The sequence below is a fragment of the Pantoea sp. GM01 genome, from assembly GCF_000282675.1.
Lineage (GTDB): Bacteria > Pseudomonadota > Gammaproteobacteria > Enterobacterales > Enterobacteriaceae > Pantoea > Pantoea nemavictus.
Genome location: NZ_AKIU01000028.1, coordinates 165,014 through 191,482, shown reverse-complemented (window position 1 = coordinate 191,482; position 26,469 = coordinate 165,014). Strand labels below are relative to the sequence as shown.

Genomic DNA, 26,469 nt, shown 5'->3' with positions numbered 1-26,469 from the left:
ACGATGACAGGAATAGATAAACCTTAATGTTGCTCATGGATTGTGCGTTTTTTATTTTACGTTATATAAAACAATGATTTAATTACGATGTTAATTATTTATTAATCCTGTTGCAAAATAATAACAGAAAATTCTTATTATCGGCCAAAAAATGATAATGAGAATGCGTCTATATTTAACCTGCCTGAAGCAGGCTAAATAAAGGATTATTTATTGCGGATTATTAATATCCACTTCGCTTATTTTCGCGCTTTTTTGTTTCATGGTCAGCGTTGAACCCGCCGAGGCGATAATGATCGCCAGCAACGCAATCCACTGCTGGAGCGTTAACAACTCGCCAAGGAACAGCATGCCCGACAGCGCAGCCATCGCCGGTTCCAGACTCATCAAGGTTCCGAAAATGCGCGCTGGTAGACGCGTCAGCGCCATCATTTCAAGAGAATAAGGAATCGCGCTCGAGAGCAGGGCGATCAGCAGTGCCAAAGGCAGTACTTCCCAGTGCCAGATCCCCGGAGCGGCAAAGGTCAGGCCGAGGGGAACGAAAATCACTGATGCAATCAGCGATCCCATCGCGACCGTTGCCGGACCATGTTCGGCACCCGCGCGCTGACCCGCAAGAATATAGACCGCCCAACAAGCGCCGGCACCGACCGCCAGCAAGGCGCCGAGCGGATCGATGTGGCTCATTCCTGCGCCGATTGGCAGCAGAAACCACAAACCGACCACCGCCAGCAGCACCCAAATGAAATCAAGCGGCCGACGCGCACCGATTAATGCCAGCGTTAATGGGCCAAGAAATTCTAAACCCACCGCGACGCCAAGCGGCACGGTGCGAATCGCCAAATAGAAGAGATAGTTCATGCAGCCGAGCGCTAAGCCATACATCAGCAGCGGCTTGCGTTGCGCACGCGTGAAGCGTAAACGCCACGGCTTAAAGATAATGCAGAGAATAACGGTGCCAAGTCCCAGGCGCAGTGCGGTGATGCCCGGCGCGCCGACGGTAGAAAAGAGGGATTTCGCTAATGAAGCGCCGCCCTGCAGTGAAAGCATCGCAATAAGAAGTACGGCGATAGGGAACAACACTGGGGCCATATTTTTGGTCGTTGGAGGCGCAGACATCCTGTAATCCATTCCTTTAAGTTTTAACAGCGAAGTAACAAGTACCCAGTGTAAAGGAATCTTCAGCAAATAAGGAGACACGAAGCGGGGAAATAAAAAGCGTTAGTAGTTCAGAATTTGCCCGTTTTCAGGGCCATTTCCGTAAAGAAACGTCAGGTTTTTTTAGGAATATACTTAAACGCATTTTTTGTGATCGGAAATTTTGTTGCAGAAAAATGATAGTTTTTATAAGTAAAATGAATGACATAGGAAACTTCATTAACTTTCTGTTACACCAAACAATCTGTTAGACAACAAATTGCGGGCAGAGTTTCTTGCTGTTTTTTGTTATATTTATAGCGTTGTCAGGAGAGAAGTATATTCACATTTGAGGTGGTTATGAAAAAAATTGCATGTCTTTCAGCATTGGCTTGTGTACTTGCAGTTTCTGCAGGTTCTGCCATGGCACAAAGCACCGTTACCGGTGGTTACGCTCAGAGCGATTATCAAGGCGTTGCTAACAAAGCAAACGGCTTCAACCTGAAATATCGTTACGAAGACGGTACTAACCCACTGGGTTGGATCGGCTCTTTCACTTACACCGAGAAAGATCGTACTGACGCTGGCGTTTATAACAAAGGCCAATACTACGGCGTGACCGGTGGTCCAGCTTACCGTCTGAACGACTGGGCAAGCATCTACGGTGTTGTAGGTGTTGGCTACGGTAAATTCCAGTCTACCGCTCCAGAGCGCCAGAAAGCTGATACCAGCGACTACGGTTTCTCTTACGGTGCAGGTATGCAGTTTAACCCAATCGAAAACGTTGCACTGGACGTGGGTTACGAGCAGAGCCGCATCCGCAACGTCGACGTTGGCACCTGGATTGCTGGCGTAGGTTACAGCTTCTAAGTTCTTGCTTAGACCAGTTGCACAATAAACGGTCCTTCGGGGCCGTTTTTTTATGCGCGCCACTCTATCATCAATCCCTGTGTGGCGGTTTAAAACACAAAGCCCGCTACATGAGCGGGCTTTATTAAATTCTGGAGGAGTGGGATTTAGCCGCGCCAGATCAGGTTAGGGCACGGACGTTCAACCAGCGCTTTACCGGTTAGCTTTTCAATTAGCATCAAACGCAGCGCAAACGGCGAGCGAGTGAACAGGCACAGCAGCGATTTCAGCTCGAAAGCCGGTTTGCTCTGTTCAGCCTGGAAGCATTTGCCACAGTCGAGGCAGTTTTTCATGGTAGTCATGTTCACCTCCCGAGTGAATTACGACATCTTCTTGTAGCCTTTATAAGCTATTCGCTTACATTATCAACAAAGATAGCATTGGCTATACTCTTTAGCCAACACTATTTAGGAAAAATTTGTGCTTATTTGTGCCTGGTTTACAATGAGCGCAGCCAGCCCGCACCGCAGGTAAAGTGCGGCAGATAATAAAGAGGAAGTTGAATGAGTCGTCGTGCAAAAATCGCCACCAACACGCCCCAGGGGCCGCTGAAAGAGATTGAGGAGCATGTTGAAGGATTTCGCCAGGTGCGCGAAGCGCATCGTCGTGAGCTGATTGACGACTACGTTGAGTTAATCTCTGACTTAATTCGCGAATTTGGCGAGGCGCGTCAGGTAGATATGGCCGCGCGTCTCGGGGTTTCGCAGCCCACCGTAGCCAAGATGTTGAAGCGCCTTGGTACTACCGGACTGGTTGAGCAAGTACCCTATCGCGGGGTGTTTCTGACCGCCGAAGGCGAGAAGCTGGCTGAAGCGAGCCGCGTGCGCCACCATATTGTAGAAACCTTCCTGTTGGCGCTGGGTGTTAGCCCGGAAACCGCGCGCCGTGATTCAGAAGGCCTGGAGCATCACGTCAGTGATGAAACGCTGGCCGTCTTCCAGAAATTTTACGAGAGTCGCTAACTACAAGGCCTTCCGCCATCATGCCCATCCTGCTTCGTTCTTTAATGCGCGATCGTATTTTGCATTTGTTGTTGCTGTTGGGTGTGATTATGTTGCCGCTGGCGAATTTTCGCTGGTCGCAACTGCCTGGTGCCGTTGACTGGCACACCATCATGACGCTGACTGGCCTGTTGATGTTGACGAAAGGGCTGGAGAACAGCGGCTATTTTGATGTGCTCGGTGCGCGCCTGATCCGACGCTTCCAGCATGAACGGGCGCTGGCGCTGTTTATGGTGTTCGCGGCGGCTTTGCTTTCTACTTTTCTTACCAACGACGTCGCGCTGTTTATTCTGGTTCCGCTGACGTTAACGTTGCGGAAATTCTCGCGTCTGCCGATCTCACGTCTGATTATTTTTGAAGCGCTGGCCGTCAATGCGGGATCGTTATTGACCCCGGTCGGCAACCCGCAAAATATTCTGTTGTGGAGCCACGGTTCGCTTAGCGTTGGCGGATTTATTGGACAGATGGCACCGCTAGCGGCCTTTCTGATGCTTACGCTGATGGCGCTGACGTGGTGGAGCTTTCCGGCACGCGCGATTCAAAAGCATCAGCAGGATGAAACCCAGCCGTGGCGCAAGCCACTATTTGTGATTAGCGTCGCGCTGTATATCGTTTTTATTGTCGCACTTGAGATGAAAATGACCGGCTGGGCGTTACTGCTGGTGGCGGCGTGTTTCCTGATTATGGCGCGCAGCGTATTGATCAGCATCGACTGGAGTTTGTTGCTGGTATTTGTCGCGATGTTTATCGATGTATTTTTGCTGATGCATTTATCCTGGCTGCAGCCGCATTTTGCCGCGATTGGCCAATTAGGTGAGGGCGGACTTTACCTGCTGGCGATCGGTTTATCGCAAATCATCAGTAACGTCCCCGCCACCATTTTGCTTTTGCAGAAAGTGCCACCGTCCGAGGTGCTGGCGTGGGCGGTGAATATCGGCGGTTTTGGCTTATTGCCTGGATCGCTCGCCAACCTGATCGCCCTGCGCATGGCGCAGGATGCGCGCGTTTGGTGGCGTTTCCATCTGTTTTCTATCCCCATGCTCGCCTGGTCGATGGCGGGTGGATGGCTGCTGTTGCACTTATTGGCTTAACGGCGGGCCAATGTCGGCTTGTGTAAAGTTGCATTGGCATTTGTCAATTTCCCATCTAAGGTTATGTTGACCGTTTTTGCCCGGGAATCGGGACAACTGCCTACGATGAAAAATTATGAGTGAAAACCAGAATCAGCCGTCCGCACGCGATCAGCAAGATCCGCAAAATACATCAACATCCAATCAAGACAACAACGAACCAGAACGTAAACGCCCCGGAAAGAAACCCCTGATAATCCTCGCCGTTGTGGTGGTGATTATGATTGTGGTGGCGTTATGGTTCTGGCTCACCACGCGCAACATTGAAAGTACCGACGATGCCTTTACGGAAGGCAACGCCGTGACCATTGCGCCGAAAGCCTCTGGCTATGTGGTCAAGCTGCTGGTGCGCGATAATCAGCGGGTGAAGAAGGGGGATCTGCTGGTTGAAATCGACGCGCGCGATACCGAAGCGCAGCGCGATCAGGCCAAAGCGCAGCTGGGATTAGCGCAAGCGCAGCTGCATCAGGCACAGGCGCAGTTAGATTTGTCTCGCGTGCAATATCCGGCGCAGCGTGACCAGGCGCTTGCCGATCAGGCCAAAGCGCAGGCGAACTTATTGAATGCGCAGGCAGATTATCGTCGTCAGCGCGGTGTCGATCCTCGCGCCACTTCACAACGTAATATTGATACTGCCGCCGCTCAGTTGCGTTCAGCTGAAGCACAATTGCAGAGCGCTAAAGCTCAGGTCGAAGTGGCTTCGCAGGTTAAGCTGCAAATTCGTCAGCAGGAAACCAATGTTGAAGCGCGTGAGCAACAAGTTGCCCAGGCCGAAGCACAACTTAACACCGCCGAACTGAATCTCTCGTATACCCAGGTACGTGCGCCCTATGATGGTTTTGTCACTAAGCGCAACGTGCATCTCGGTACGCTGGTGCAGGCGGGCAGCGCACTGTTCTCGCTGGTTTCACCTGAAATCTGGATTAACGCCAACTTTAAAGAGTCGCAGCTGGCGCGCATGAAGCCGGGTAACAAAGTGGAAATCAGCGTGGATGCCTGGCCAGATATGAAGCTGGAAGGGCACGTTGATAGTGTGCAGATGGGCTCGGGTTCACGCTTCTCAACCTTCCCGGCCGAGAATGCCACCGGCAACTATGTGAAAATTGTCCAGCGCGTGCCGGTGAAAATCGTTATCGACAAAGGTTTGGATCCAAATCATCCGTTGCCGCTGGGCCTGTCGGTTGAGCCGAAGGTGACAGTGGAATGAGTGCGAGCGAAAGCTGGCGTCCGGCCAGCAATCCGTGGCTAGTTGCCATCACGGTGACGCTGGCGGTGTTTATGGAGATCCTCGACACCACCATCGTCAACGTCGCACTGCCGCATATCGCGGGTTCGCTCTCCTCCAGCTATGACGAATCCACCTGGGTTTTGACCTCCTATCTGGTCGCCAACGGCATCGTCTTACCGATCTCGGCGTTTTTCAGTCGCCTGTTCGGCCGCAAGCAGTTCTTCCTGATCTGCATCGTGATGTTCACCATCTGCTCCTTCCTGTGCGGCATCGCCACTGAGCTGTGGCAGATCATCTTGTTCCGCGTGCTGCAGGGCTTTTTTGGTGGCGGATTGCAGCCGGTGCAGCAATCGGTATTGCTCGATTACTTCAAGGCGGAAGATCGCGGCAAAGCGTTTGGCCTGTCATCGATTGCCATCATCGTCGCGCCGGTTATCGGTCCGACGCTCGGCGGCTGGATTACGGATAACTACAGCTGGCGCTGGGTGTTCTTCATTAATATCCCGGTGGGCATTTTAACCGTGATGGCGATTTACCAGCTGCTGGAAGATCCGCCGTGGGAGCGTAAGTGGGCGAAAGGTCGCCTGAAGATTGATTACATCGGCATCAGTTTGATCACGCTGGGACTCGGTTGTCTGCAGGTGTTCCTCGATCGCGGCGAAGATGAGGATTGGTTTGCTTCACACTTTATCATCCTGTTCGCCACGCTGGCGCTGGTCGGTATTGTTGGTGCGATTTACTGGTTACTGTACGCGCGTAAGCCGGTGGTTGATCTCACGGTAATGAAAGATCGCAACTTCTGGGTTGCGGGATTGCTGATGGCGGGCATGGCGATGATTTTGTACGGCAGTTCGGTGGTGCTTCCGCAACTGGCGCAGCAGGATCTGGGTTATACCGCCACCTGGTCGGGGCTGGTGCTGTCGCCCGGCGCGATACTGATTGTGCTGACCATTCCGCTGGTATTGAAGCTGATGCCGATCGTGCAAACGCGCTATATCATCGCGTTCGGTTTTACCTGTCTTGCCAGCGCCTTTTTCTACTCCAGCACGCTGACGCCGGACGTCGATTTCAAAACCCTGGTGATGATGCGTAGCGCGCAGTCAATCGGACTGGGCTTCCTGTTTGTGCCGCTCACCACCATTGCTTTTATTACCGTACCGCAGCGTCTGAATGCCGATGCCTCGGCGCTGTTCACCATGTTCCGAAACGTTGCCGGTTCAATCGGCATTTCGCTTTCCACTGCGGGGATTACGGAACGTATGCAGACACGATCGGCGAACATGGTGCACAACATGTCGCCGCTCAATGAACCTTACAATCTCACGCTGCAACACTGGGCCGACTCGATTCGTAATTTCACCACTGCGGTGGGCGATCCGCTGGTGCTGGCGAGCGGGCAGCTATATCAGGAGATGATCGCCCAGGCGCGTATCCTGGCGTACATCGACGTATTTATGGGCCTGAGTATCGTGGCTTTGCTACTGATTCCATTTTGTTGGTTGCTTTCGCCGATTAAGAGCGAAGGCGGTGCAGGAGCACATTAACATGAACAAGATTTCGCGCTCGACGCCGTCACTGACGCTGCTGGCGCTGTCATTATTGCTGGCCGGTTGCGCCGTAGGACCTGATTACCAGCCGCCGCAGGCGCACACGCCGGGTAGCTACCATGATTTGCCTTCGCAGCAGGCTTCAAAACCGCTGGCGGCGGCGACCAATCCACTGTGGTGGAAAAGTTTTAACGATCCGCAGCTGGATAGCCTGATTGAGCGCGCGGTTGCCGGCAACTTAACGCTGCAGCAATCGGTACTGCGCATTGCTGGCGCGCGCGAGCAGCTGGCGCAAGCGCGCGGCGGTTTGTTCCCGTCGCTCAACGGCTCGGCAAAAGTCACGCGACAGCAGCTGGGTTTGAAGGGCTTACTGAAGTCTAACGGTGTTTACGATCAGGTAGACAGCGATGTGGCCAACCAGCTGAACGGGTTGGACCATTCCGTTACTCTCTATCAGGGCAGTTTTGACGCCAGCTGGGAGCTCGATCTGTGGGGCAAAGTGCGCCGCCAGATGGAAGCGGCGGATGCGCAGCAGCAGGCGGCCATTGAACAGCGCAACGATGCGCTAGTGTCGCTGGAAGCAGAAGTGGCTCGCGCTTACCTGCAGTTGCGTGGTTCACAGGCGGTGCTGGCAACGTTGCAGCAGCAGATCGAGGTGGCGCAGCAAACCTGGGAATTGACGCAAAGCCAGCAGCAAAACGGTCTGGCGCCTACCACGGATGTGGAAAATGCCCGCGCACAGCTGGCCTCACTCAATGCGCAGCTGCCGCAGTATCAGGCACAGCAATTACAGGCCATGAACGGCCTTGCGGTACTGCTGGGGAAAACGCCAGGCGCGCTGGATAACGAGTTGATGAACCCCAAAGCGCTGCCCGAGTTGCCGAAAATGGTGCCGGTGGGGATTCCGGCGACGCTGGCGCGTCGTCGCCCGGACATTCGTCAGGCAGAAGCGACGTTGCATGCACAAACCGCCAACATTGGCGTATCGGTTGCCGATCTCTTCCCCAGCCTGTCGCTGACCGGGCAACTTGGGGTGCGCAACACCGATGCCAGCTATCTGGATGACTGGAGCAGCCACTTCTTCAGCGTAGGGCCGTCGCTCTCTATCCCCATTTTCCAGGGCGGTCGTTTAGTTTCCAGCGTAAAACTGGCGCGTGCTCAGCAAGCGAACGCGGCGCTCGATTATCGTCAAACGGTGTTGACCGCGCTGCAGGATGTGGAGAACGCGTTGGTGAGCTATCGTGCCGATCAGCAGCAGGTCATCGCACTGGATGAGACCACAGGCGCTCTGCAGCGCGCCTTTGATTTAGCCAGCGACAGTTATCGGCAGGGCATTTCGACCTTTATTGATGTGCTGGATGCGCAGCGTCAACTGTCGCAAGCCAAAGCGCAGTCGACTCAGGCGCGTATGCAAAGTGCGCTCGATCTGGTGGCGTTATATAAAGCGCTCGGCGGCGGTTGGGAACCTTATCAAAACGTCAACCTGCCGGACTATTCTGTGTTTGGTCCGGCAACAGAGGTGCATTAATTTTACTTAGTAGCCGGTTAACCACCGGCTTTTTATCGCCACGATAAGTAAAAATGAGATTTCTCTCCCATCCTCGGCAATATAATAATCCCCTATGAAAATAGGGCCTGCGTTACACCATTAATCCTTTTTTACCTTTATGCTCAGTTATGCTGCACAGCACAATAGCTGCTAAATGATTGTTTAATACCTGGGAATATTGGTTTGAAATCGATTCCAGCTGCAACATAAGCAACAACCAAGGGATGTTAATTCAGGGTTAATTAAAGGCGACGCGGCGCTTTTAAACCTCAACGTAAGAAATATGTAAGCAAGTTAAGATTAATCCAGGCAATAAAATTAATTTATTTTTTTATTTGAATTAGGTAATCTTGCCACTACAGTTTATTTAACCCCCTTAAGCAAGGACATTGTGATGAGTGACGCATTTAAAGTTCTGAACAACATTCGCACATTACGTGCGCAGGCTCGTGAACTGCCATTGACCGATCTGGAAGAGATTCTGGAAAAATTAACCGTCGTTGTGACTGAACGTCGCGACGAAGTAAATGCAGAAGAAGCACAGAATCGCGAAAAAGAAGAGAAGCTGTCTAAATATCGCGAAATGCTGCTGGCTGACGGTATTGACCCGAACGAATTACTGGGTGCTCTGGAAGTGGGTAAAAAGCGCGCCAAGCGTGCACCGCGTCCAGCGAAATATTCTTACACTGACGAAAACGGTGAAGAAAAATCATGGACTGGCCAAGGCCGTACCCCAGCTGCGATTAAGAAAGCACTGGATTCAGGTAAAAGCCTCGACACTTTCCTGATCAAATAATCCGCACAATCCTTGTAAGTGGGAGCCGAAGGCAAATGTCTTCGGCTTTTTTTATTTATTTAAATACATTTTTACCTCGCGCCCAGGCACATTGGCTGCACACGCTGGTCTCGTTCACTTAACGGCGTAAGATTCCAGGGACTCGTCAGCTTGCGGCCTTGCTATCGCGCAAATTATTTTGCGTATACGCTCAACACGTTCAGTTCATTACACGCTCTGCTTCTGGCGCAGAGGTGGCGTCAGGGTGCCCGCTTCTGGCATAATGCCCGCTGTTTTTTCCTCCACTGCGTAACAAAGGTCAATGCCGTGTTAGTTTCCAGCAATATCACCATGCAGTTCGGCAGTAAGCCGCTGTTCGAGAATATCTCCGTTAAATTTGGCGGCGGTAATCGTTACGGTTTAATCGGTGCGAACGGCAGCGGTAAATCAACCTTTATGAAAATACTGGGCGGCGACCTGGTTCCAACAGGTGGAAATGTTTCCCTCGATCCTAATGAGCGTATCGGTAAGTTACGCCAGGACCAATTTGCCTTTGAGCAATATAGTGTGCTGGACACCGTGATCATGGGCCACAATGAATTGTGGGCAGTGAAGCAAGAGCGTGACCGTATATATGCCTTGCCAGAAATGAGCGAAGAGGAAGGCTATAAAGTGGCCGACCTTGAAGTCGAATACGGTGAAATGGACGGTTACAGTTCGGAATCACGTGCCGGTGAATTATTACTGGGCGTGGGCATTCCCGTGGAGCAGCATTACGGCCCGATGAGTGAAATTGCGCCGGGTTGGAAATTGCGCGTGCTGTTAGCGCAGGCATTATTTGCTAATCCCGATATTTTGTTGCTCGATGAACCGACCAACAACCTGGATATAGATACCATTCGTTGGTTGGAGCAAGTGCTCAACGAACGTAACAGCACCATGATCATCATTTCGCATGACCGTCATTTCCTGAATATGGTTTGTACGCACATGGCGGATCTGGATTACGGCGAACTGCGCGTTTATCCGGGTAATTATGACGAATATATGACCGCGGCGACGCAGTCGCGCGAACGTTTATTATCGGATAATGCCAAGAAGAAAGCGCAAATTGCCGATCTGCAATCGTTCGTTAGCCGCTTTAGCGCCAACGCCTCTAAATCCCGTCAGGCGACTTCGCGTGCTAAGCAGATCGATAAAATTAAGCTGGAAGAGGTGAAAGCCTCCAGCCGTCAAAACCCGTTTATCCGTTTTGATCAGGATAAGAAGCTGTTCCGTAATGCGCTGGAAGTTGAGGCGCTGACCAAAGGTTTTGATAACGGTCCGCTGTTTAATAAGCTCAACCTGATGTTAGAAGTCGGCGAGAAATTGGCGATTCTGGGTGCTAACGGTATCGGTAAAACCACGCTGTTGAAAACGCTGATTGGTGAACATACTCCCGATAGCGGTACGGTGAAATGGTCTGAAAATGCACGCATCGGTTATTACGGCCAGGATCATGCGGAAGACTTCGCTGAAGATCTGACGGTATTTGACTGGATGAGCCAGTGGAAGCAGGAAGGCGATGACGAGCAGGCAGTGCGCAGCGTTCTGGGGCGTCTGCTGTTTGGTCATGATGAGATCAACAAGCCCGCTAAGGTGCTGTCCGGTGGTGAGAAGGGCCGCATGCTGTTTGGCAAGCTGATGATGCAGAAGCCGAACATTCTGATCATGGATGAACCGACTAACCACCTGGATATGGAATCGATCGAGTCGCTCAACATGGCCCTGGAAATGTACGAAGGCACCTTGATCTTCGTCTCGCATGACCGTGAGTTTGTGAGCTCGCTAGCCACGCGTGTGATGGAGATGAAAGCCGATCGTATTGTCGACTTCACGGGTAACTATGAAGATTACCTGCGCAGCCAGGGTATTGTTTAATCTCTGCATCGCCAGGTGCGCATCAATGCGCACCTTACTGTAATGAAGGTCGCCCTGGAGGCGGCCTTCATCATTTACGGCTTCCCACAAACTTCACAATGCGCATCCTGCGCGACTTTCATGCTGCGGAATTCCGCACTCATCGCGTCATACATCAGTAAGCGCGCGCTGGCCGGTTTGCCAAACTCCGTCAGCACCTTTAGGGTTTCCATCGACTGCATCGCGCCGATCACCCCCACCAGCGGTGCCATCACCCCGGCTTCTACACAGCTCAACACTTGCTCGCCGAATAAGCGGCTGATGCAGCGATAGCACGGCTCGCCGGGCTGCCAGGTAAATACGCTCAGCTGGCCTTCCATACGAATCGCTGCACCGGAAATCAGCGGGACCTGGTGCTGGAAACAGAGGCGATTGATTTGCTCGCGCGTAGTGACGTTATCGGTGCAATCTACCACGGCATCGTGGCGGGCAATCAGTGCGCTGAGCTGTGTATCATCTAACTGCGCATCAATCGGCTCGAGCTGGCAGTGCGGATTGAGCGCCGCTAGCTGCTGCTGTGCCGAGGTGACTTTCGCCACGCCAATTTTTGCATCGCTGTGCAGGATCTGCCGTTGCAGGTTGCTCAGGCTCACGGTATCGAAATCGAGCAAGGTGAGATGGCCCACGCCTGCCGACACCAGGTAAGGTGCCGCCGCGCAGCCCAATCCGCCGAGGCCAATCAGCAACACGCGTGCCGCCTTGAGTCTCTCCTGGCCATCAAAATCGAAGCCACGCAGCACAATCTGGCGGTTATAGCGCAGCATCTCATCATCGCTCAACTCCACGCTCATTAGCCCTCCAGCAGGCTGTTGAAGGCTTCAATTTCTACCCACTCGCCGGGCTCAACGTCACCGCGATCGCGCTCGAGCACCACAAAACAGTTGGCCAGCGCAAAGGAGCTGAAGACGTGCGAACCCTGCGCGCCGGTGCTGCGCACTTCCAGCTCGCCGTCGTCACCACGGCTGAAAATGGCACGCTGGAAGTCGAGACGACCCGGGGATTTCTTCAGGCGTTGCGTGGCGCGCGCGCGTTGGCGCAGCGGCATGATGCGCGTGGTTTGGCCAGTGAGCGTCGCCAGCAGCGGCTGTACCAGCTGATAGAACGTCACCGCTGCCGAGACCGGATTACCCGGCAGGCCGCAGAACCAGCTGTTTGTCAGCCGTCCAAAGGCAAAGGGTTTGCCCGGCTTAATCGCCAGTTTCCAGAAGGTGATAGCGCCCAGCTCCTCCAGCATCGCGCGGGTGAAATCGGCCTCGCCGACCGACACGCCGCCGGTGCTGATCACCACATCGGCCTGACGATCGGCTTCGGTAAAGGCGGTACGCAGCGCCGCCTGGTCGTCAGCAATCACGCCAAGATCGATGACTTCGCAGCCCAATTTGTTGAGCATCAGCGCGACGGTGAAACGGTTGGTATCGTAAATCTGGCCGGCGGCTAATGGCTGACCCACCGCTTGCAGTTCATCACCTGTCGAGAAGATCGCCACACGCAGTTTACGCAGCACGCTCACTTCGGCGATGCCCAGCGACGCCAGCAACGGCAACTCGGCGGCACCAAGGCGCACACCGGCATCCAGCACCTGTTTTCCCGCCTGAATATCTTCGCCGATGCGGCGGATATTTTGCCCTTCCTGCAGCGGTGCGGTAATCACAATGCCGCCGTCGCGCTGCTCGGTTTGCTCCTGCATTACCACGGCATCACAACCGGCGGGAATCGGCGCGCCGGTCATAATGCGAATCACGCTGCCCACTGGCCACTCGCCGTTATAGGGCGCACCGGCGAAGGCTTTTCCCGCCACCGGCAACACGCGATCGGCTGCGCTATCCGCCAGACGAACGGCGTAACCGTCCATGGCTGAGTTATCAAAAGAGGGCACATCGAGCGGTGAGTTAATCGGTTTAGCGGTGATGCGCCCGGCGGCTTCAAACAGCGAAACGTTCAGCGAATCGCTAATGGGCGTTAACTGCTGCAGCATCTTTTGCTGCGCGTCTTCGAGGGAGATTAATCCTGCGGTAAAAGGTTCCATGTCCATCTCTGCCTGGTTAATTTCAGATGCCGACTATTATGGTGGCATTTGCCCGTCGAGTCACATGCAGATAAAAAAGCATAATCCACAATAAAAGGTTATGACCATGAAGACAGTTTCTGCTTTACAAGATGAGGGGGCCTTTCTATAGTCGAAAATTGCCAAAAAAAGATGAAAACCATTCTAAATCAGTGTTTTTGGTTCTGATTCCTTTACAGGGTACCGGTTATGGCTAAAGCAGTTATCGCAATTCACGGCGGTGCCGGCGCGATTACGCGCGCGGCAATGAGCGCCGAAAAAGAGCAGCACTATCGTCAGCAACTCACCGCAATCGTTACCGCAGGCCAGCAGATTCTCGCGGCGGGTGGCAGTGCACTCGATGCGGTGACCGAAGCGGTTCGCTTGCTGGAAGAGTGTCCGTTGTTCAACGCCGGCAAAGGTGCGGTGTTCACCCATCAAGGCACGCACGAACTGGATGCCAGCATTATGGATGGTCGCACGCTCGATGTGGGGGCGGTTGCGGGCGTCAGCCACATTCGTAATCCTATCCTCGCCGCGCGTAAGGTGCTGGAAAATAGCCCGCACGTGCTGTTTATCGGGGCGGGCGCAGAAGCCTTCGCTGCCGAGCAGGGCTTAGAACCGGTTAATGCCGATTACTTTTCCACGCCCGAGCGCTGGGAGCAGTTGCAGCGCGCGCTGCACAGCCAGCAGATGGTGCTCGATCATGATGGTGAAGCTAACAGCCACAGCGATGATCCGCTGGACCCGGATCGCAAATTTGGCACCGTGGGTGCGGTAGCGCTCGATCTTCAGGGTAATCTGGCGGCCGCCACGTCAACCGGTGGCATGACCAACAAACAGGCCGGTCGCGTCGGCGACTCACCGCTGGTGGGCGCAGGTTGCTATGCCAGCAACGACAGCGTGGCGGTCTCCTGTACCGGCACCGGCGAAGTGTTTATCCGTACGCTCGCCGCCTACGACGTGGCGGCGCAGATGCATTACGCCGGACGCTCGCTGCAGCAGGCCACTGCCAATGTCATTCACGACAAAGTGCAGGAACTGGAAGGCAGCGGCGGGCTGATCGCCATTGACGCCGCAGGCAATGTGGCGCTGCCGTTTAACAGCGAAGGTATGTATCGCGGATTCGCCTATGTTGAGGGTGACGTTAAGGTAGCGATTTACCGCGACAGCTAAGGAGCAGGCATGACGGACCAACAGCTGCAGTTTGCGCCGGAGCAGGTTCTGGCGGTGCGCGATCTTAACGTGCGCTTCGAGCATGAAGGGCGCATTACCGAAGCGGTGCGCAACCTGTCGCTCGACCTGCATCGCGGTGAAACGCTGGCGCTGGTGGGTGAATCGGGATCGGGCAAATCCGTCACTTCGCTGGCGCTGATGCGTCTGATTCAACAGGCCGGTGGCGACGTGAGCGGTGAAATTCAGCTGCGTCGCCGTAATGGCGAGGTGCTGGATGTAATGCGCGCTTCCAGCGGTCAGATGCGCAAGGTGCGCGGCGCCGATATGGCGATGATCTTTCAGGAGCCGATGACCTCGCTTAACCCGGTGTTCACCGTCGGCGAGCAGATAGCGGAATCTATCCGTCTGCATCAGGGGAAAAGCCACCAACAGGCGCTGGCCGAAGCGCGCCGCATGCTCGATCTGGTGCGTATTCCGGAAGCACAAAATGTGCTGGGGCGCTATCCGCATCAACTCTCCGGCGGCATGCGTCAGCGCGTGATGATCGCGATGGCGCTGTCGTGCAAACCGGCGCTGCTGATTGCCGATGAACCGACCACCGCACTCGACGTCACGATTCAGGCGCAGATCCTGCAGCTGATCCGCGTGCTGCAAAAAGAGATGCAGATGGGGGTGATTTTTATCACCCACGACATGGGCGTGGTGGCAGAAATGGCCGATCGCGTGCAGGTGATGTATCGCGGTGATGTGGTCGAACGCGCGCCGGTGCAGCAGCTGTTTGCCGATCCGCAGCAGCCCTATACCCGCGCGTTACTGGCAGCGGTGCCGAAGCTGGGCGCGATGCACGGCCAGGCGTTGCCGGCAAAATTTCCCTTACTGCATGCCAACGGCCGCGAAGAGCGGGCTCAACCGCAGGATACGGTGCGCCACGATCGTCCGCCGATTTTACAGGTCCGCGATTTGGTTACGCGTTTCGATATTCGCGGCGGGTTGCTCAATCGCGTTAAGCGCCGCGTGCACGCGGTGGAGAAAGTCAGTTTTGATCTCTACGCCGGTGAAACGCTGGCGCTGGTGGGCGAATCCGGCTGTGGTAAATCCACCACCGGACGCTCACTGCTGCGGCTGGTGGCCAGCCAGGGCGGCACTATTACCTTTGACGGCCAGCGCATTGATGCGTTGCAGGGCAATGCGCTGGCGTCGCTACGCCGCGATATCCAGTTTATCTTCCAGGATCCTTACGCCTCGCTCGATCCGCGGTTGACCGTAGGTTTTTCCATTATGGAACCGCTGCTGGTGCATCAAACGATGGATCGCCGGCAGGCGGAGAAGCGCGTCGCCTGGCTACTGGAACGCGTTGGCCTGCTGCCGGAACATGCGCAGCGCTATCCGCACGAATTCTCCGGCGGTCAGCGCCAGCGCATCTGCATTGCTCGCGCGCTGGCGCTCAATCCCAAAGTGGTGATCGCCGATGAATCGGTGTCGGCGCTGGATGTATCGATTCAGGCGCAGATCATTAATCTGATGCTCGATTTGCAGCGTGAGTTTGGTATCGCCTTCTTATTTATTTCACACGATATGGCGGTGGTGGAACGCATCAGCCATCGCGTGGCGGTGATGTATCTTGGACAGATCGTGGAGATGGGACCGCGCCAGGCGGTGTTTGAACAGCCGCGTCATCCTTACACCAAAAAACTGATGGCCGCGGTGCCAGTGGCCGATCCGGCCCACCGGCATCGTGAGCGGGCGCTGATGGTGGATGAGATCCCCAGCCCGATTCGCCCGCTGGGTGATGAGCCGGAAGTGGCGCCCTTACTGGAAGTGGCACCGGGCCATTTTGTCGCCCGCCACGCTATTAGCGGCGCCTGAGCAGCAACCAATCGCACATCTTCAGATGTCGCGCATGACAGGGATTACAGGAGAACGATAACGATGCACCATATTATGCGAAAAGGGGTTATCACTGCCGGTTTGTTGAGTTCGGCGCTGGCGCTGCCCGCGTGGGCGGCGAAAGATGCGGTGATTGCGGTGGCCTCAACCTTTACCACGCTCGATCCTTACGATGCCAACGACACGCTGTCGCAGGCGGTGGCGAAGTCTTTCTATCAGGGCTTATTCGGCTTTGATAAAGACATGAAGCTGACCAACGTGCTGGCGGAAAGCTATCAGGCGAGCAGCGATGGCCTGACGTACACCATCAAGCTGCGTTCCGGTGTGAAATTCCAGGATGGCACCGATTTCAATGCCGACGCGGTGAAAGTTAACCTCGATCGCGCCAGCAATCCAGACAACCATCTCAAGCGCTATAACCTGTTCAAATACATCGCCACCACTGAAGTGGTTGACCCAACCACGGTGAAGATCACCCTGAAGCAGCCGTTCTCGGCCTTCATCAACAACCTGGCGCACCCGGCGGCGGTAATGATTTCGCCAACCGCGCTGAAGAAATATGGCAAGGATATCGGCTTCCATCCGGTCGGAACCGGCCCGTTTGCCTTTGATACCTGGAATCAGACCGACTTCGTGAAAGTGAAGAAGTGGGAGGGTTACTGGAAAAAAGGCTATCCGAAGCTGGATAGCATTACCTGGCGTCCGGTGGTGGATAACAACACCCGCGCGGCGATGCTGCAAACCGGTGAAGCAAGCTTTGCCTTCCCGGTGCCGTTCGAGCAGGCCAAGCTGATGGAAGGCAACAGCAAGCTCGATGTAGTCACCACGCCGTCGATCATGCAGCGCTACATCAGCCTCAACGTGACGCAAAAGCCGTTTGATAATCCAAAAGTGCGTGAAGCACTGGAGTATGCGATTAACCGCCAGGCGTTAGCAAAAGTCGCCTTTGCCGGTTACGCCACGCCAGCCACCGGCATTGTGCCGCCAAGTATCGACTTTGCGCAGAGCTATCCGGCGATTAAATACGATCCGGCTAAAGCGCGTGAATTGCTGAAAGAAGCGGGCTTCCCGAACGGTTTCGAAACCACCTTGTGGTCGTCGCATAACCACAGCACCGCGCAGAAAATACTGCAGTTCACCCAGCAGCAGCTGGCGCAGGTGGGCGTGAAGGTCAAAGTGACGGCGATGGATGCCGGTCAGCGCGCGGCTGAAGTGGAGAGCAAAGGGCAGAAAGAGAGCGGTGTGCGTATGTTCTATACCGGCTGGTCGGCGTCAACCGGTGAAGCCGATTGGGCGTTGACGCCGCTGTTCGCTACCACGTCCTGGCCGCCAGCGATCTTTAACACCGCCTTCTACAGCAATCCGCAGGTGGATAAAGATCTCGGCGATGCGCTGAAAACCACCGATCGCGATCAGAAAGCCAAACTGTATAAAGACGCACAGGATCGCATCTGGAACGACCATCCGTGGATCCCGCTGGTGGTCGAGCAACTGCTGTCTGCCAACAATAAAAACCTCAGCGGTTTTTATGTCATGCCCGATACCTCATTCAATTTTGATGAGGCGGATCTGAAGTAACAGACGCGGCCAGCCTTGCGGGGCTGGCCGATGCTGCGCAGGACTTCGCATGCTCAACTATTTTCTCAAACGATTACTGGGATTGATTCCCACGCTGCTGATTGTCGCGGTGCTGGTGTTCCTGTTTGTTCACCTGCTGCCGGGCGATCCGGCGCGCCTGATTGCTGGCCCGGAAGCGGATGCCTCGGTAGTGGCGCTGGTGCGTCAGGATCTCGGCCTCGATCAGCCGCTGATCAAGCAGTTCTGGCACTTCATGCTCAATGCGGTGCAGGGCGATTTCGGTCATTCGCTGGTCTCGAAGCGTCCAGTGATTGATGAAATTGCCGCGCGCTTTTTCCCTACGCTATGGCTCACGCTGAGCAGCATGGTGTGGGCGGTTATTTTCGGCATGGCGATTGGTATCACCTCGGCGGTATGGCGCAATCGCTGGCCGGATCGTATCGGCATGACGCTGGCGGTGTCGGGGATTTCGTTCCCGGCCTTCGCGCTCGGCATGCTGCTGATGCAGGTGTTTTCGGTGCAGCTGGGTTGGTTGCCTACCGTCGGAGCCGATAGCTGGAAACACTACATTTTGCCGTCAATCACGCTGGGTGCCGCGGTGGCGGCGGTGATGGCGCGCTTCACCCGCGCCTCATTTGTGGAGGTGATGCAGGAAGATTACATGCGCACCGCCCGCGCCAAAGGGGTACGCGAATCACTGGTGGTGGTGAAACACGGCCTGCGTAACGCGATGATTCCGGTGGTGACCATGATGGGCCTGCAGTTTGGTTTCCTGTTGGGCGGCTCGATTGTGGTGGAAGTGGTGTTCAACTGGCCAGGCTTAGGCCGCTTGCTGGTGGATTCGGTTGAGATGCGCGATTACCCGGTGATTCAGGCCGAAGTGTTGCTGTTCTCGCTGGAGTTCATCCTGATTAACCTGATTGTCGATGTGCTGTACGCGGCAATCAACCCGGCAATTCGCTACAAGTAAGGAGTCGCAATTGAAGAACTGGCGACGTGCCGCGGCATTTAAGACCATGCCGACCATCACGGAAAACCGGGTACGCACGCCGTGGCGCGAATTCTGGCGGCGTTTTCGCCGTCAGCATGTGGCGCTGCTGGCCGGACTGTTTGTGCTGCTGCTGATTGTGGTGGCGTTTATCGCGCCGATGATGGCGCCGTTTGATGCGGAAAACTATTTCGATTACGACCGGCTGAATGAAGGGCCATCGCTAATGCACTGGTTTGGCGTCGATTCGCTGGGACGCGATATCTTCAGCCGTGTGCTGGTGGGGACGCGCATCTCGCTGATTGCCGGTTTCTTCTCGGTGGCGATTGGCGCGCTAATTGGCACGGTGTTAGGTTTGCTGGCCGGTTACTACGAAGGCTGGTGGGATCGCATCACCATGCGTATCTGCGATGTGCTGTTCGCCTTTCCCGGCATTCTGCTGGCGATAGCGGTGGTGGCGATCATGGGCAGCGGCATGAGCAATGTGATTGTCGCGGTGGCGATTTTCAGCATTCCTGCTTTTGCCCGTTTGGTGCGCGGCAACACGCTGGTACTGAAGCATCAAACCTATATTGAGTCGGCGCGCAGCATTGGGGCGTCGGACTGGACCATTATCATGCGACACATTCTACCCGGCACGGTGTCGTCGATTGTGGTCTATTTCACCATGCGCATCGGCACATCAATTATCACTGCGGCGAGCTTGTCGTTTCTGGGGTTGGGCGCGCAGCCGCCAACGCCAGAGTGGGGCGCGATGTTGAATGAGGCGCGCGCCGATATGGTCATTGCGCCGCACGTGGCGATTTTCCCCAGCCTGGCCATTTTCCTTACCGTGCTGGCGTTTAATCTGCTGGGTGATGGCTTGCGTGATGCGCTTGATCCGAAATTGAAGAACTGATGGAAAACCCGGTGCGCATAAATGCGCACCCTACAAAATCGTAGGGTCGCCATTCATGGCGACCGTTTCAATCACCGCACGCCTTCGGCCGCTCATTGATGGCGACCGGTGCGAACGGCACACCGATTTATAGCCTCAGAACGTTTCCCAGTGGTCATTACTGTGCGCGGCAACAGGCTGTGCGCGGGTGGACGCTATCGCCGGCTTCACCATCTTCGCCACCGGCACGATCGCCTGGCGGGTGCCGGTTTTAAAACGCGCCACCGCTGAAGATAGGCTGCTTGCCTGCTGTTCCAGCGATGCTGAAGCGTTAGCGGATTCCTGCACCAGCGTGGCGTTCTGCTGCGTCACGCGATCCATCTCGTTCACCGCCTGACCAATTTGGTCGATGCCGCGGCTCTGCTCATCTGAGGCTGAAGCGATCTCGCCCATGATATCGGTGACGCGGGTCACCGCGCTGACGATCTCCTGCATGGTGTCGCCAGCGCTGCTTACCTGCTGCGAGCCGACGTTCACGCGCTGCACTGAATTCTCAATCAGCAGTTTGATCTCTTTAGCGGCCTGGGCGCTACGCTGTGCCAGGTTGCGTACTTCACCTGCCACCACGGCAAAGCCGCGGCCCTGTTCACCGGCGCGCGCGGCTTCGACCGCCGCGTTGAGCGCAAGGATGTTGGTCTGGAACGCAATGCCATCAATTACGCTGGTGATGTCGGCGATTTTTTTCGAACTGTCGGCGATGTCGCGCATGGTTTTCACCACGCCATCCACCACGTTGCCACCTTTATCCGCGGTTTCGGAGGCGGTTTTCGCCAGCTGCGTAGCCTGACGCGCGTTATCGGCATTCTGTTTCACCGTCGCGGTTAACTCTTCCATGCTTGCCGCCGTCTCTTCCAGCGAAGCCGCTTGTTGCTCAGTACGCGAGGAGAGATCGTTATTGCCGGTGGCAATTTCGCTGGCGCTGCCGAATATGGCATCCGCACTATCACGCACATTGTTAATGGTGCTGAGCAGCGACTGCTGCATATGATTGAGGCTGGCGGCAATCAAGGCCATTTCGCTACGACCCTCGACCTGCAGGCTGGCGGAGAGATCGCCGTCGGCGAAGCGCTCCATCTGCTGCTGCACCTGTTTCATCGGGGCGAGCAGAATACGGCGTACCAGCATCCACACGGCAACCAGCATCAGCACGACAACCACCGCCATCACGGCTACCATTACCAGCATCTGCTGATAGGTGCTGTCGTTCTGCGCACTGCGTTCCGCCAGCAGCTGGACGTTCTGCTCGCGCCACTGTTTGTAAGCCGCTTCAAGATCGTCCTGCGCCTGTTGTGCATCCAGGTTGCCATACGCAGCGTAATCATTGGCTTTGAGGAATGCCGCCGACTGCTGCAGCAATTCGGTAAAGGCGATGAATTTCGCATCAACCACGCTGGCGGAGTCAGCGCTTTGTCCCGGCAGACGCGGCATGCTTTTGTAGAGATCGTAATGCTGCTTTGCTTCATCAAGGGACGCGTTAGCGCTAATCAGCAGTTTATTGATGGCGGCAAGTGACGCGTCATCGGTCTGCTTTTTCAGAATGCGAATCGCGACGCGGTTAATGATAACGCGGGTTTTCACCAGCGTTTGCCAGCCGTCGGCTAGTTCACGCTGCTGATGCGATAGCTGATTGCTGGTGGTGAAATTATGCTGACCGGTAATCAGTGATGACAAGAACAGCGATCCTGAAATCGCCTGCATCGCGGTGAATACCACCAAAATCATCATGATGGCGGTCACAATTCTCATTCGTTTAAACATAGGGGCATCTCTGAGGAAGTAGGCTTATATCTAAGTTATCGGTGCAAAAACACATCGCTTAAGTGCCAGCAGGAAATAATTACGTCACGGGATGATGAGAGGGTGATAAAACCAGATGAAAGCGTTTAATTATGAGCAGGATTTCAAGCACATCGATTTTCGTCGGCAGCCAGAGTTATATCAGGTTGGACGTGGCGAACAGGGCGTGCTGATGGTCGAACCTTACAAAAGTGAGATTTTGCCACACTGGCGCTTTCGCACCGTAGCGCTGGCGCAGCAATCTTCGCAGCAGATTATGCAGCTGTTTGAGGAGTACCGCGCGCAGGATGACTTTGTTGGTATGGATATGGCGCGGAAATACATTCAGATGGGCTATACGCGCGCGCGGCGCTACAGCAATCATCAGGGTGGGCGTAAATATGACGCGGCGGGCAACGAACTGCCGCGTACCACAGAAAAAGAGAAGGCCGCTGCGGCGGCCGTTTTCAAAGCGTGCTGGGATAAACTGCGCGCCGATACAGACTATCTGGCGCGCAAACGGGCGCACCAGCAGAAGTATGGTTAAACGCGCGTGCCCCACAGATCGTATTCGTCGGCGTGCTCGACTTTGACGCGAACCACGTCGCCGACTTTTACCTGACGATCGCCATTCAGATAGACCGCACCGTCGATTTCCGGGGCATCAGCCATGCTGCGGCCCACCGCGCCTTCCTCGTCCACTTCATCAATCAGCACCAGCACTTCGCGGCCGATTTTCTCCTGCAGACGTTCGCTGGAGATCTTCTGCTGTAGCTGCATAAAGCGGTCGAAACGATCTTGCTTCACTTCGTCCGGCACCTGATCCGGCAGCTGGTTAGCGGTTGCGCCTTCCACCGGGCTGTACTGGAAGCAGCCAACGCGATCGAGGCGTGCTTCCTGCAGGAAGTCGAGCAGCATCTGGAAATCTTCTTCGGTTTCACCCGGGAAGCCAACAATAAAGGTTGAGCGCAGCGTCAGCTCCGGGCAGATTTCGCGCCAGCGCTTAATGCGCTCCAGCGTACGCTCCACCGCGCCAGGACGCTTCATCAGCTTAAGGATGCGCGGGCTGGCGTGCTGCAGTGGAATATCGAGGTACGGCAGAATCTTACCTTCCGCCATCAGTGGGATGACATCATCCACATGTGGATACGGATAAACATAGTGCAGGCGCACCCAGACGCCGAGTTTGGCCAGCTGCTCGCACAGGCTAACCATGCTGGTTTTCACCGGCGATCCGTTCCAAAAACCGGTGCGGTGTTTTACATCCACGCCATAGGCGGAAGTGTCCTGCGAGATCACCAGCAGCTCTTTGACGCCGGCTTCGACCAGACGTTTGGCTTCGTCGAGCACCGAACCAATTGGGCGGCTATCAAGATCGCCACGCATCGAAGGAATGATGCAGAAGGTACAGCGATGGTTGCAGCCTTCGGAAATTTTCAGGTAGGCGTAATGGCGCGGCGTCAGTTTGACACCCTGCTCTGGCACCAGGCTGAGGAACGGGTTGTGTTCCGGCTTTGGCACGTAGGTGTGCACGTGTGACAACACCTGCTCGTAGCTGTGCGGGCCAGTGATCTCCAGTACCTTCGGATGCACTTCGCGGATCTGATCCACTTTGGCACCGAGGCAGCCGGTGACGATCACTTTGCCGTTCTCGTTCAGCGCTTCACCAATCGCTTCCAGGGATTCCTGTACGGCGCTATCAATAAATCCACAGGTGTTAACGATGACGATCTCCGCATCATCGTAGCGTGGCACCACGTCATAGCCTTCAGTACGCAGCTCCGTCAGGATGCGTTCAGAGTCGACGAGGTTTTTCGGACAGCCGAGGGAGACGAACCCCACGCGTGGTGGATTTTTGACATGGCTCATAAGGATAAAAATTCATCATAATTAGTGTGGATAGGGGGGCGATTGTACAGAGGTTGCAGAGGAAAATGTATAGGCTGTGTAAGAATCTCCTTTTAGGGCCGCCAATCTGTTGTGATTATGCTTAACTCATTTGGCGGTGCGTTTAATTCGTTGTGGCGCACCCTCTACGCGCCCGGCTGCATAGGGTCATCCGAGTTGTGTAAGCGGGCGTGTTTTGCTTAAATGTTGGGTCGGTGAAGGTAAGTTATTATCTGCACTGAAAATTTCAAATCGCACTGATGGTGAATCCTCACTGCCAGGGCAGAAGTGGATAATGTGAGAGCAAACAAATGCAAGAGATCGTCAAAGGTTTTCTGAATTTTCAACAGAATGTGTTCCCGGAAAGGAAGGATCTTTTCAAAAGTTTGGCATCCAACCAAAATCCCAAAGCCCTGTTTATCTCCTGCTCAGACAGCCGTCTGGTGCCAGAGCTGGTGACGCAGTCAGAGCCTGGCCAGCTGTTCGTGATCCGTAACGCCGGTAACATTGTGCCGCCGTTTGGACCCGAGCCAGGTGGTGTGTCAGCGACCATTGAGTACGCGGTCGTCGCGCTGGGTGTGACCGAAATTATTATTTGCGGCCACTCCAACTGCGGTGCCATGAACGCCATTGCATCGAATGCCGATCTTGAAACCATGCCGGCGGTCGATCACTGGTTGCACTATGCCAACGCCGCTAAAGCGGTGGTGGAAGAGCGCAACTACGATAGCGTGGAGAAACGTCTCAATGAGATGGTGAAAGAGAACGTGATTGCGCAGCTGCACAATATCAAAACACACCCTTCCGTGGCGGTGGCGCTGCGTAAAGGCAAAGTTCGCCTGCACGGGTGGGTTTATGATATTGAGAGCGGCGGAATAATCGCTCTGACGAAAGGCGGTGAATCGTTCATTTCACTGTCGGAAAATCCGGAAACCTGCTTCGAGTAATTCCGCCTAACCACCTGCAATGCAGGTGGTTTTTCCTCGCATTTCGCGAAAATTTCCCCCCACGCGCATTACCAGCCTCTACACTTGAGAAGCAATTACCTCTGATAAGGGCTCTCTCATGCGATTTTCCCTTTCTGTTCCCGTCTTAACGCTGGCGCTGCTGGCGGCGGGCTGTACTTCTCATGTTGCCGACAAACAACAATATTCGGGCTTTCTTGGCGATTATAGTCAGTTACAACCGGAGAAATCACCGAGCGGCAAACCAACGCTACGCTGGGTATCTCCCGATTATCGCGATGCGGATTATCGCGGCGTGGTCTATACGCCAGTGGTCTATTATCCGGTGCCACGTCCTAATGCACGTGTCAGTCAGCAAACACTGGACGAGGTGCGGAGCTATACCGATAGCCAGCTAAAACGCGCAATCTCTGAGCGCAAACCGCTGGTAACACAAAAAGGTCCACAAACGTTGGTGGTGAAAACAGCCATTACTGCGGTGTCGGCCGAAAACAAAGGCATGCAATTCTATGAAGTTGTACCGGTCGCTGCGGTAGTCGCCAGCACCATGGCGGCCACCGGACATCGCACGCAAGAGAGTGCCTTGTTCCTCGAAGTGGAAGCGGTTGATGGGCAGACCGGTAAGCCGCTGATCAAAGTGGTGCGTAAAGCCTTTGGCAAGCCGTTGCCAAATAGCAGCACGCCAATCACGCTTAACGATCTCCGTCCGGCGATTGATGAGATGGTGCGCGATGTAGTGGCGTTTTCCACACCGTAACGTCGAGCCCGGCCTTGCGCCGGGCTTAATGTTTTGTAAATCCGTCCCATCCTTTGTTACGCGCTGACTACCCTTAACGGCAGACCGTGATAAAGGAGAATGCCATGCGATTACTGCCCGCCGCGCTTCTGTTTGGCGCCTTAAGCTGTTCCTCCCCGCTGCTCGCTGCCGGTGTGCAGGTGCAGGTTTTGCAAGACAAGCTCGATCATCCGTGGTCGGTCGCATTTCTGCCCGACAATCAAACGCTGTTAATTACTGAACGATCCGGTCAGCTGCGCAGTTGGCAGCCGGGCAAAGGCTTGTCACAGCCGATTGGCGGCGTGCCGAAAGTGTGGGCCAATCGCCAGGGTGGCTTGCTGGACGTGGTGTTGGCGCCTGATTTCGCCCAAAGCCGTCGCGTGTGGCTGAGTTATACCACTGCCGATGCCAGTGGACGCGCTGGCGGCGTAGTAGGTTATGGGCGACTCAGCGACGATAATCGTCAATTGAGCGATTTTAAGGTGGTGCTGGAGCAAACGCCGAAGCTCTCGGGTGGCGCGAATATCGGCACGCGACTGGCGTTTGATCGTCAGGGTTTTCTCTATATCGCCTTCGGCGATAACTTCGCCAGCAGCAGCGCACAGCAGCTGGATAAACTTTCCGGTAAAATCGTGCGCCTGACCCAGGACGGCGCAATTCCCGCGGATAATCCGTTCGTTGACCGTAAAGGGGCGCGTGCTGAAATCTGGTCCTATGGCATGCGCAATCCGCAAGGTCTGGCGCTCAATCCGTGGACGCAGCAAATGTGGGAAAGCGAACACGGTCCACGCGGCGGCGATGAGGTGAATATCCCGCAAAAGGGCAAAAACTATGGCTGGCCGCTGGCCACTCACGGCATTGATTACAGCGGTGAAAAGGTGCCGGAAGCCAAGGGCAGCGCCGTGGACGGCACGGAACAGCCGCTGCACTACTGGAAAGTCTCTCCTGCCATTAGCGGCATGGCATTTTACAACAGCGCACGTTTCCCGCAGTGGAAAAACTCGCTGTTTATCGGGGCGCTGAAGGAGAAGAACCTCATTCGTTTACAGGTTAACGGCGAAAAAGTGGTGGAAGAGCAGCGGTTACTGGACGATCGTGGCGAGCGCATTCGCGATGTGCGCCAGGGACCGGATGGTTATCTGTATGTATTGACCGATGAAGCCAATGGCAAGCTGCTGAAAGTGGGGCTGGCAGCTGACGCCAGCACCCCGCGCGGTTAAC

23 protein-coding genes are annotated in these 26,469 nt (G+C 55.0%); 17 read left to right on the top strand and 6 right to left on the bottom strand.

The genetic code is table 11. The features are described from left to right. Positions 1–210 precede the first annotated feature (210 nt). Positions 211–1,119 (bottom strand): threonine/homoserine exporter RhtA, encoded by a 909-nt coding sequence (gene rhtA / locus PMI17_RS07375; protein ID WP_007887741.1) that lies wholly within the window; start codon positions 1,117–1,119, stop codon positions 211–213. A gap of 378 nt (positions 1,120–1,497) precedes the next feature. Here rhtA and ompX point away from each other — a divergent pair, with 378 nt between their 5' ends. Then, positions 1,498–2,007 (top strand): outer membrane protein OmpX, encoded by a 510-nt coding sequence (ompX, locus tag PMI17_RS07370; RefSeq protein WP_007887740.1) that lies wholly within the window; start codon positions 1,498–1,500, stop codon positions 2,005–2,007. A gap of 146 nt (positions 2,008–2,153) precedes the next feature. Here the strand turns inward: ompX and PMI17_RS07365 are convergent, their stop codons facing one another. Continuing rightward, a complete protein-coding gene (locus PMI17_RS07365; RefSeq protein WP_007887739.1) occupies positions 2,154–2,348 on the bottom strand; it encodes a hypothetical protein in 195 nt (64 codons plus the stop codon). A gap of 201 nt (positions 2,349–2,549) precedes the next feature. Between PMI17_RS07365 and mntR the strand changes: the two genes are divergently transcribed. The 7 genes from mntR (at position 2,550) to PMI17_RS07330 (ending at position 11,196) form a co-directional block, all read left to right on the top strand. Further along, positions 2,550–3,008 (top strand): manganese-binding transcriptional regulator MntR, encoded by a 459-nt coding sequence (gene mntR / locus PMI17_RS07360; RefSeq protein ID WP_007887735.1) that lies wholly within the window; start codon positions 2,550–2,552, stop codon positions 3,006–3,008. 20 nt (positions 3,009–3,028) lie between these two features. Further along, positions 3,029–4,138 carry an SLC13 family permease gene (locus PMI17_RS07355; protein WP_007887733.1) on the top strand — a complete coding sequence of 370 codons (1,110 nt, stop codon included), beginning with the start codon at positions 3,029–3,031 and terminating at the stop codon, positions 4,136–4,138. Between the two features lie 115 nt (positions 4,139–4,253). Beyond that, positions 4,254–5,384: an HlyD family secretion protein gene (locus PMI17_RS07350; RefSeq protein WP_007887731.1), complete on the top strand. Its 1,131-nt coding sequence runs from the start codon at positions 4,254–4,256 to the stop codon at positions 5,382–5,384. Then, entirely contained in the window at positions 5,381–6,949 is a 1,569-nt protein-coding gene (locus PMI17_RS07345; RefSeq protein ID WP_007887728.1) for a DHA2 family efflux MFS transporter permease subunit, read from the top strand. Before PMI17_RS07350 ends, PMI17_RS07345 begins: the two co-directional genes overlap by 4 nt. Position 6,950: 1 nt before the next feature. Further along, positions 6,951–8,480, top strand: coding sequence for an efflux transporter outer membrane subunit (locus PMI17_RS07340; RefSeq protein WP_007887727.1), 1,530 nt, complete (start codon positions 6,951–6,953; stop codon positions 8,478–8,480). Between the two features lie 415 nt (positions 8,481–8,895). Then, complete coding sequence (locus PMI17_RS07335) at positions 8,896–9,297, top strand: H-NS family nucleoid-associated regulatory protein (protein ID WP_007887725.1); 402 nt, start codon at positions 8,896–8,898, stop codon at positions 9,295–9,297. Between the two features lie 306 nt (positions 9,298–9,603). Next, on the top strand, positions 9,604–11,196 hold the full coding sequence (locus tag PMI17_RS07330; protein ID WP_007887723.1) for an ABC-F family ATPase: 1,593 nt from the start codon (positions 9,604–9,606) through the stop codon (positions 11,194–11,196). A 74-nt stretch (positions 11,197–11,270) separates the two neighbouring features. Here the strand turns inward: PMI17_RS07330 and moeB are convergent, their stop codons facing one another. Beyond that, complete coding sequence (gene moeB, locus PMI17_RS07325) at positions 11,271–12,026, bottom strand: molybdopterin-synthase adenylyltransferase MoeB (protein ID WP_007887721.1); 756 nt, start codon at positions 12,024–12,026, stop codon at positions 11,271–11,273. Beyond that, on the bottom strand, positions 12,026–13,261 hold the full coding sequence (moeA, locus tag PMI17_RS07320) for a molybdopterin molybdotransferase MoeA (protein ID WP_304412137.1): 1,236 nt from the start codon (positions 13,259–13,261) through the stop codon (positions 12,026–12,028). Before moeA ends, moeB begins: the two co-directional genes overlap by 1 nt. 228 nt (positions 13,262–13,489) lie before the next feature. Between moeA and PMI17_RS07315 the strand changes: the two genes are divergently transcribed. The 5 genes from PMI17_RS07315 to gsiD all read left to right on the top strand — a co-directional run bounded on the left by PMI17_RS07315 (position 13,490) and on the right by gsiD (position 19,806). Beyond that, positions 13,490–14,455 carry an isoaspartyl peptidase/L-asparaginase family protein gene (locus PMI17_RS07315; protein ID WP_007887717.1) on the top strand — a complete coding sequence of 322 codons (966 nt, stop codon included), beginning with the start codon at positions 13,490–13,492 and terminating at the stop codon, positions 14,453–14,455. Between the two features lie 9 nt (positions 14,456–14,464). Then, complete coding sequence (gene gsiA / locus PMI17_RS07310) at positions 14,465–16,321, top strand: glutathione ABC transporter ATP-binding protein GsiA (RefSeq protein ID WP_007887715.1); 1,857 nt, start codon at positions 14,465–14,467, stop codon at positions 16,319–16,321. 63 nt (positions 16,322–16,384) lie between these two features. Beyond that, positions 16,385–17,920, top strand: coding sequence for a glutathione ABC transporter substrate-binding protein GsiB (gene gsiB, locus PMI17_RS07305; RefSeq protein ID WP_007887713.1), 1,536 nt, complete (start codon positions 16,385–16,387; stop codon positions 17,918–17,920). Between the two features lie 49 nt (positions 17,921–17,969). After that, positions 17,970–18,890 carry a glutathione ABC transporter permease GsiC gene (gene gsiC / locus PMI17_RS07300; RefSeq protein WP_007887711.1) on the top strand — a complete coding sequence of 307 codons (921 nt, stop codon included), beginning with the start codon at positions 17,970–17,972 and terminating at the stop codon, positions 18,888–18,890. 10 nt (positions 18,891–18,900) lie between these two features. Then, on the top strand, positions 18,901–19,806 hold the full coding sequence (gene gsiD / locus PMI17_RS07295) for a glutathione ABC transporter permease GsiD (protein WP_007887709.1): 906 nt from the start codon (positions 18,901–18,903) through the stop codon (positions 19,804–19,806). Between the two features lie 135 nt (positions 19,807–19,941). Here the strand turns inward: gsiD and PMI17_RS07290 are convergent, their stop codons facing one another. Next, the gene (locus PMI17_RS07290) at positions 19,942–21,603 is read right to left on the bottom strand and encodes a methyl-accepting chemotaxis protein (RefSeq protein WP_007887707.1); all 1,662 of its coding nucleotides are present in this window, start codon (positions 21,601–21,603) and stop codon (positions 19,942–19,944) included. A gap of 115 nt (positions 21,604–21,718) precedes the next feature. On the opposite strand from PMI17_RS07290, the gene PMI17_RS07285 reads away from it, so the two are divergent. Next, the gene (locus PMI17_RS07285) at positions 21,719–22,168 is read left to right on the top strand and encodes a DUF4385 domain-containing protein (protein WP_007887705.1); all 450 of its coding nucleotides are present in this window, start codon (positions 21,719–21,721) and stop codon (positions 22,166–22,168) included. On the opposite strand, the gene rimO is transcribed toward PMI17_RS07285, so the two are convergent. Next, positions 22,165–23,490 (bottom strand): 30S ribosomal protein S12 methylthiotransferase RimO, encoded by a 1,326-nt coding sequence (rimO, locus tag PMI17_RS07280; RefSeq protein WP_007887701.1) that lies wholly within the window; start codon positions 23,488–23,490, stop codon positions 22,165–22,167. The genes PMI17_RS07285 and rimO overlap by 4 nt on opposite strands. A 329-nt stretch (positions 23,491–23,819) precedes the next feature. Between rimO and PMI17_RS07275 the strand changes: the two genes are divergently transcribed. From PMI17_RS07275 to PMI17_RS07265, 3 genes are all read left to right on the top strand, one after another. Beyond that, entirely contained in the window at positions 23,820–24,455 is a 636-nt protein-coding gene (locus PMI17_RS07275) for a carbonic anhydrase (protein ID WP_007887698.1), read from the top strand. 118 nt (positions 24,456–24,573) lie between these two features. Next, a complete protein-coding gene (locus PMI17_RS07270; protein ID WP_007887694.1) occupies positions 24,574–25,230 on the top strand; it encodes a DUF3313 domain-containing protein in 657 nt (218 codons plus the stop codon). A 104-nt stretch (positions 25,231–25,334) separates the two neighbouring features. Further along, positions 25,335–26,468, top strand: coding sequence for a PQQ-dependent sugar dehydrogenase (locus PMI17_RS07265; protein WP_007887691.1), 1,134 nt, complete (start codon positions 25,335–25,337; stop codon positions 26,466–26,468). Position 26,469: the final 1 nt, after the last annotated feature.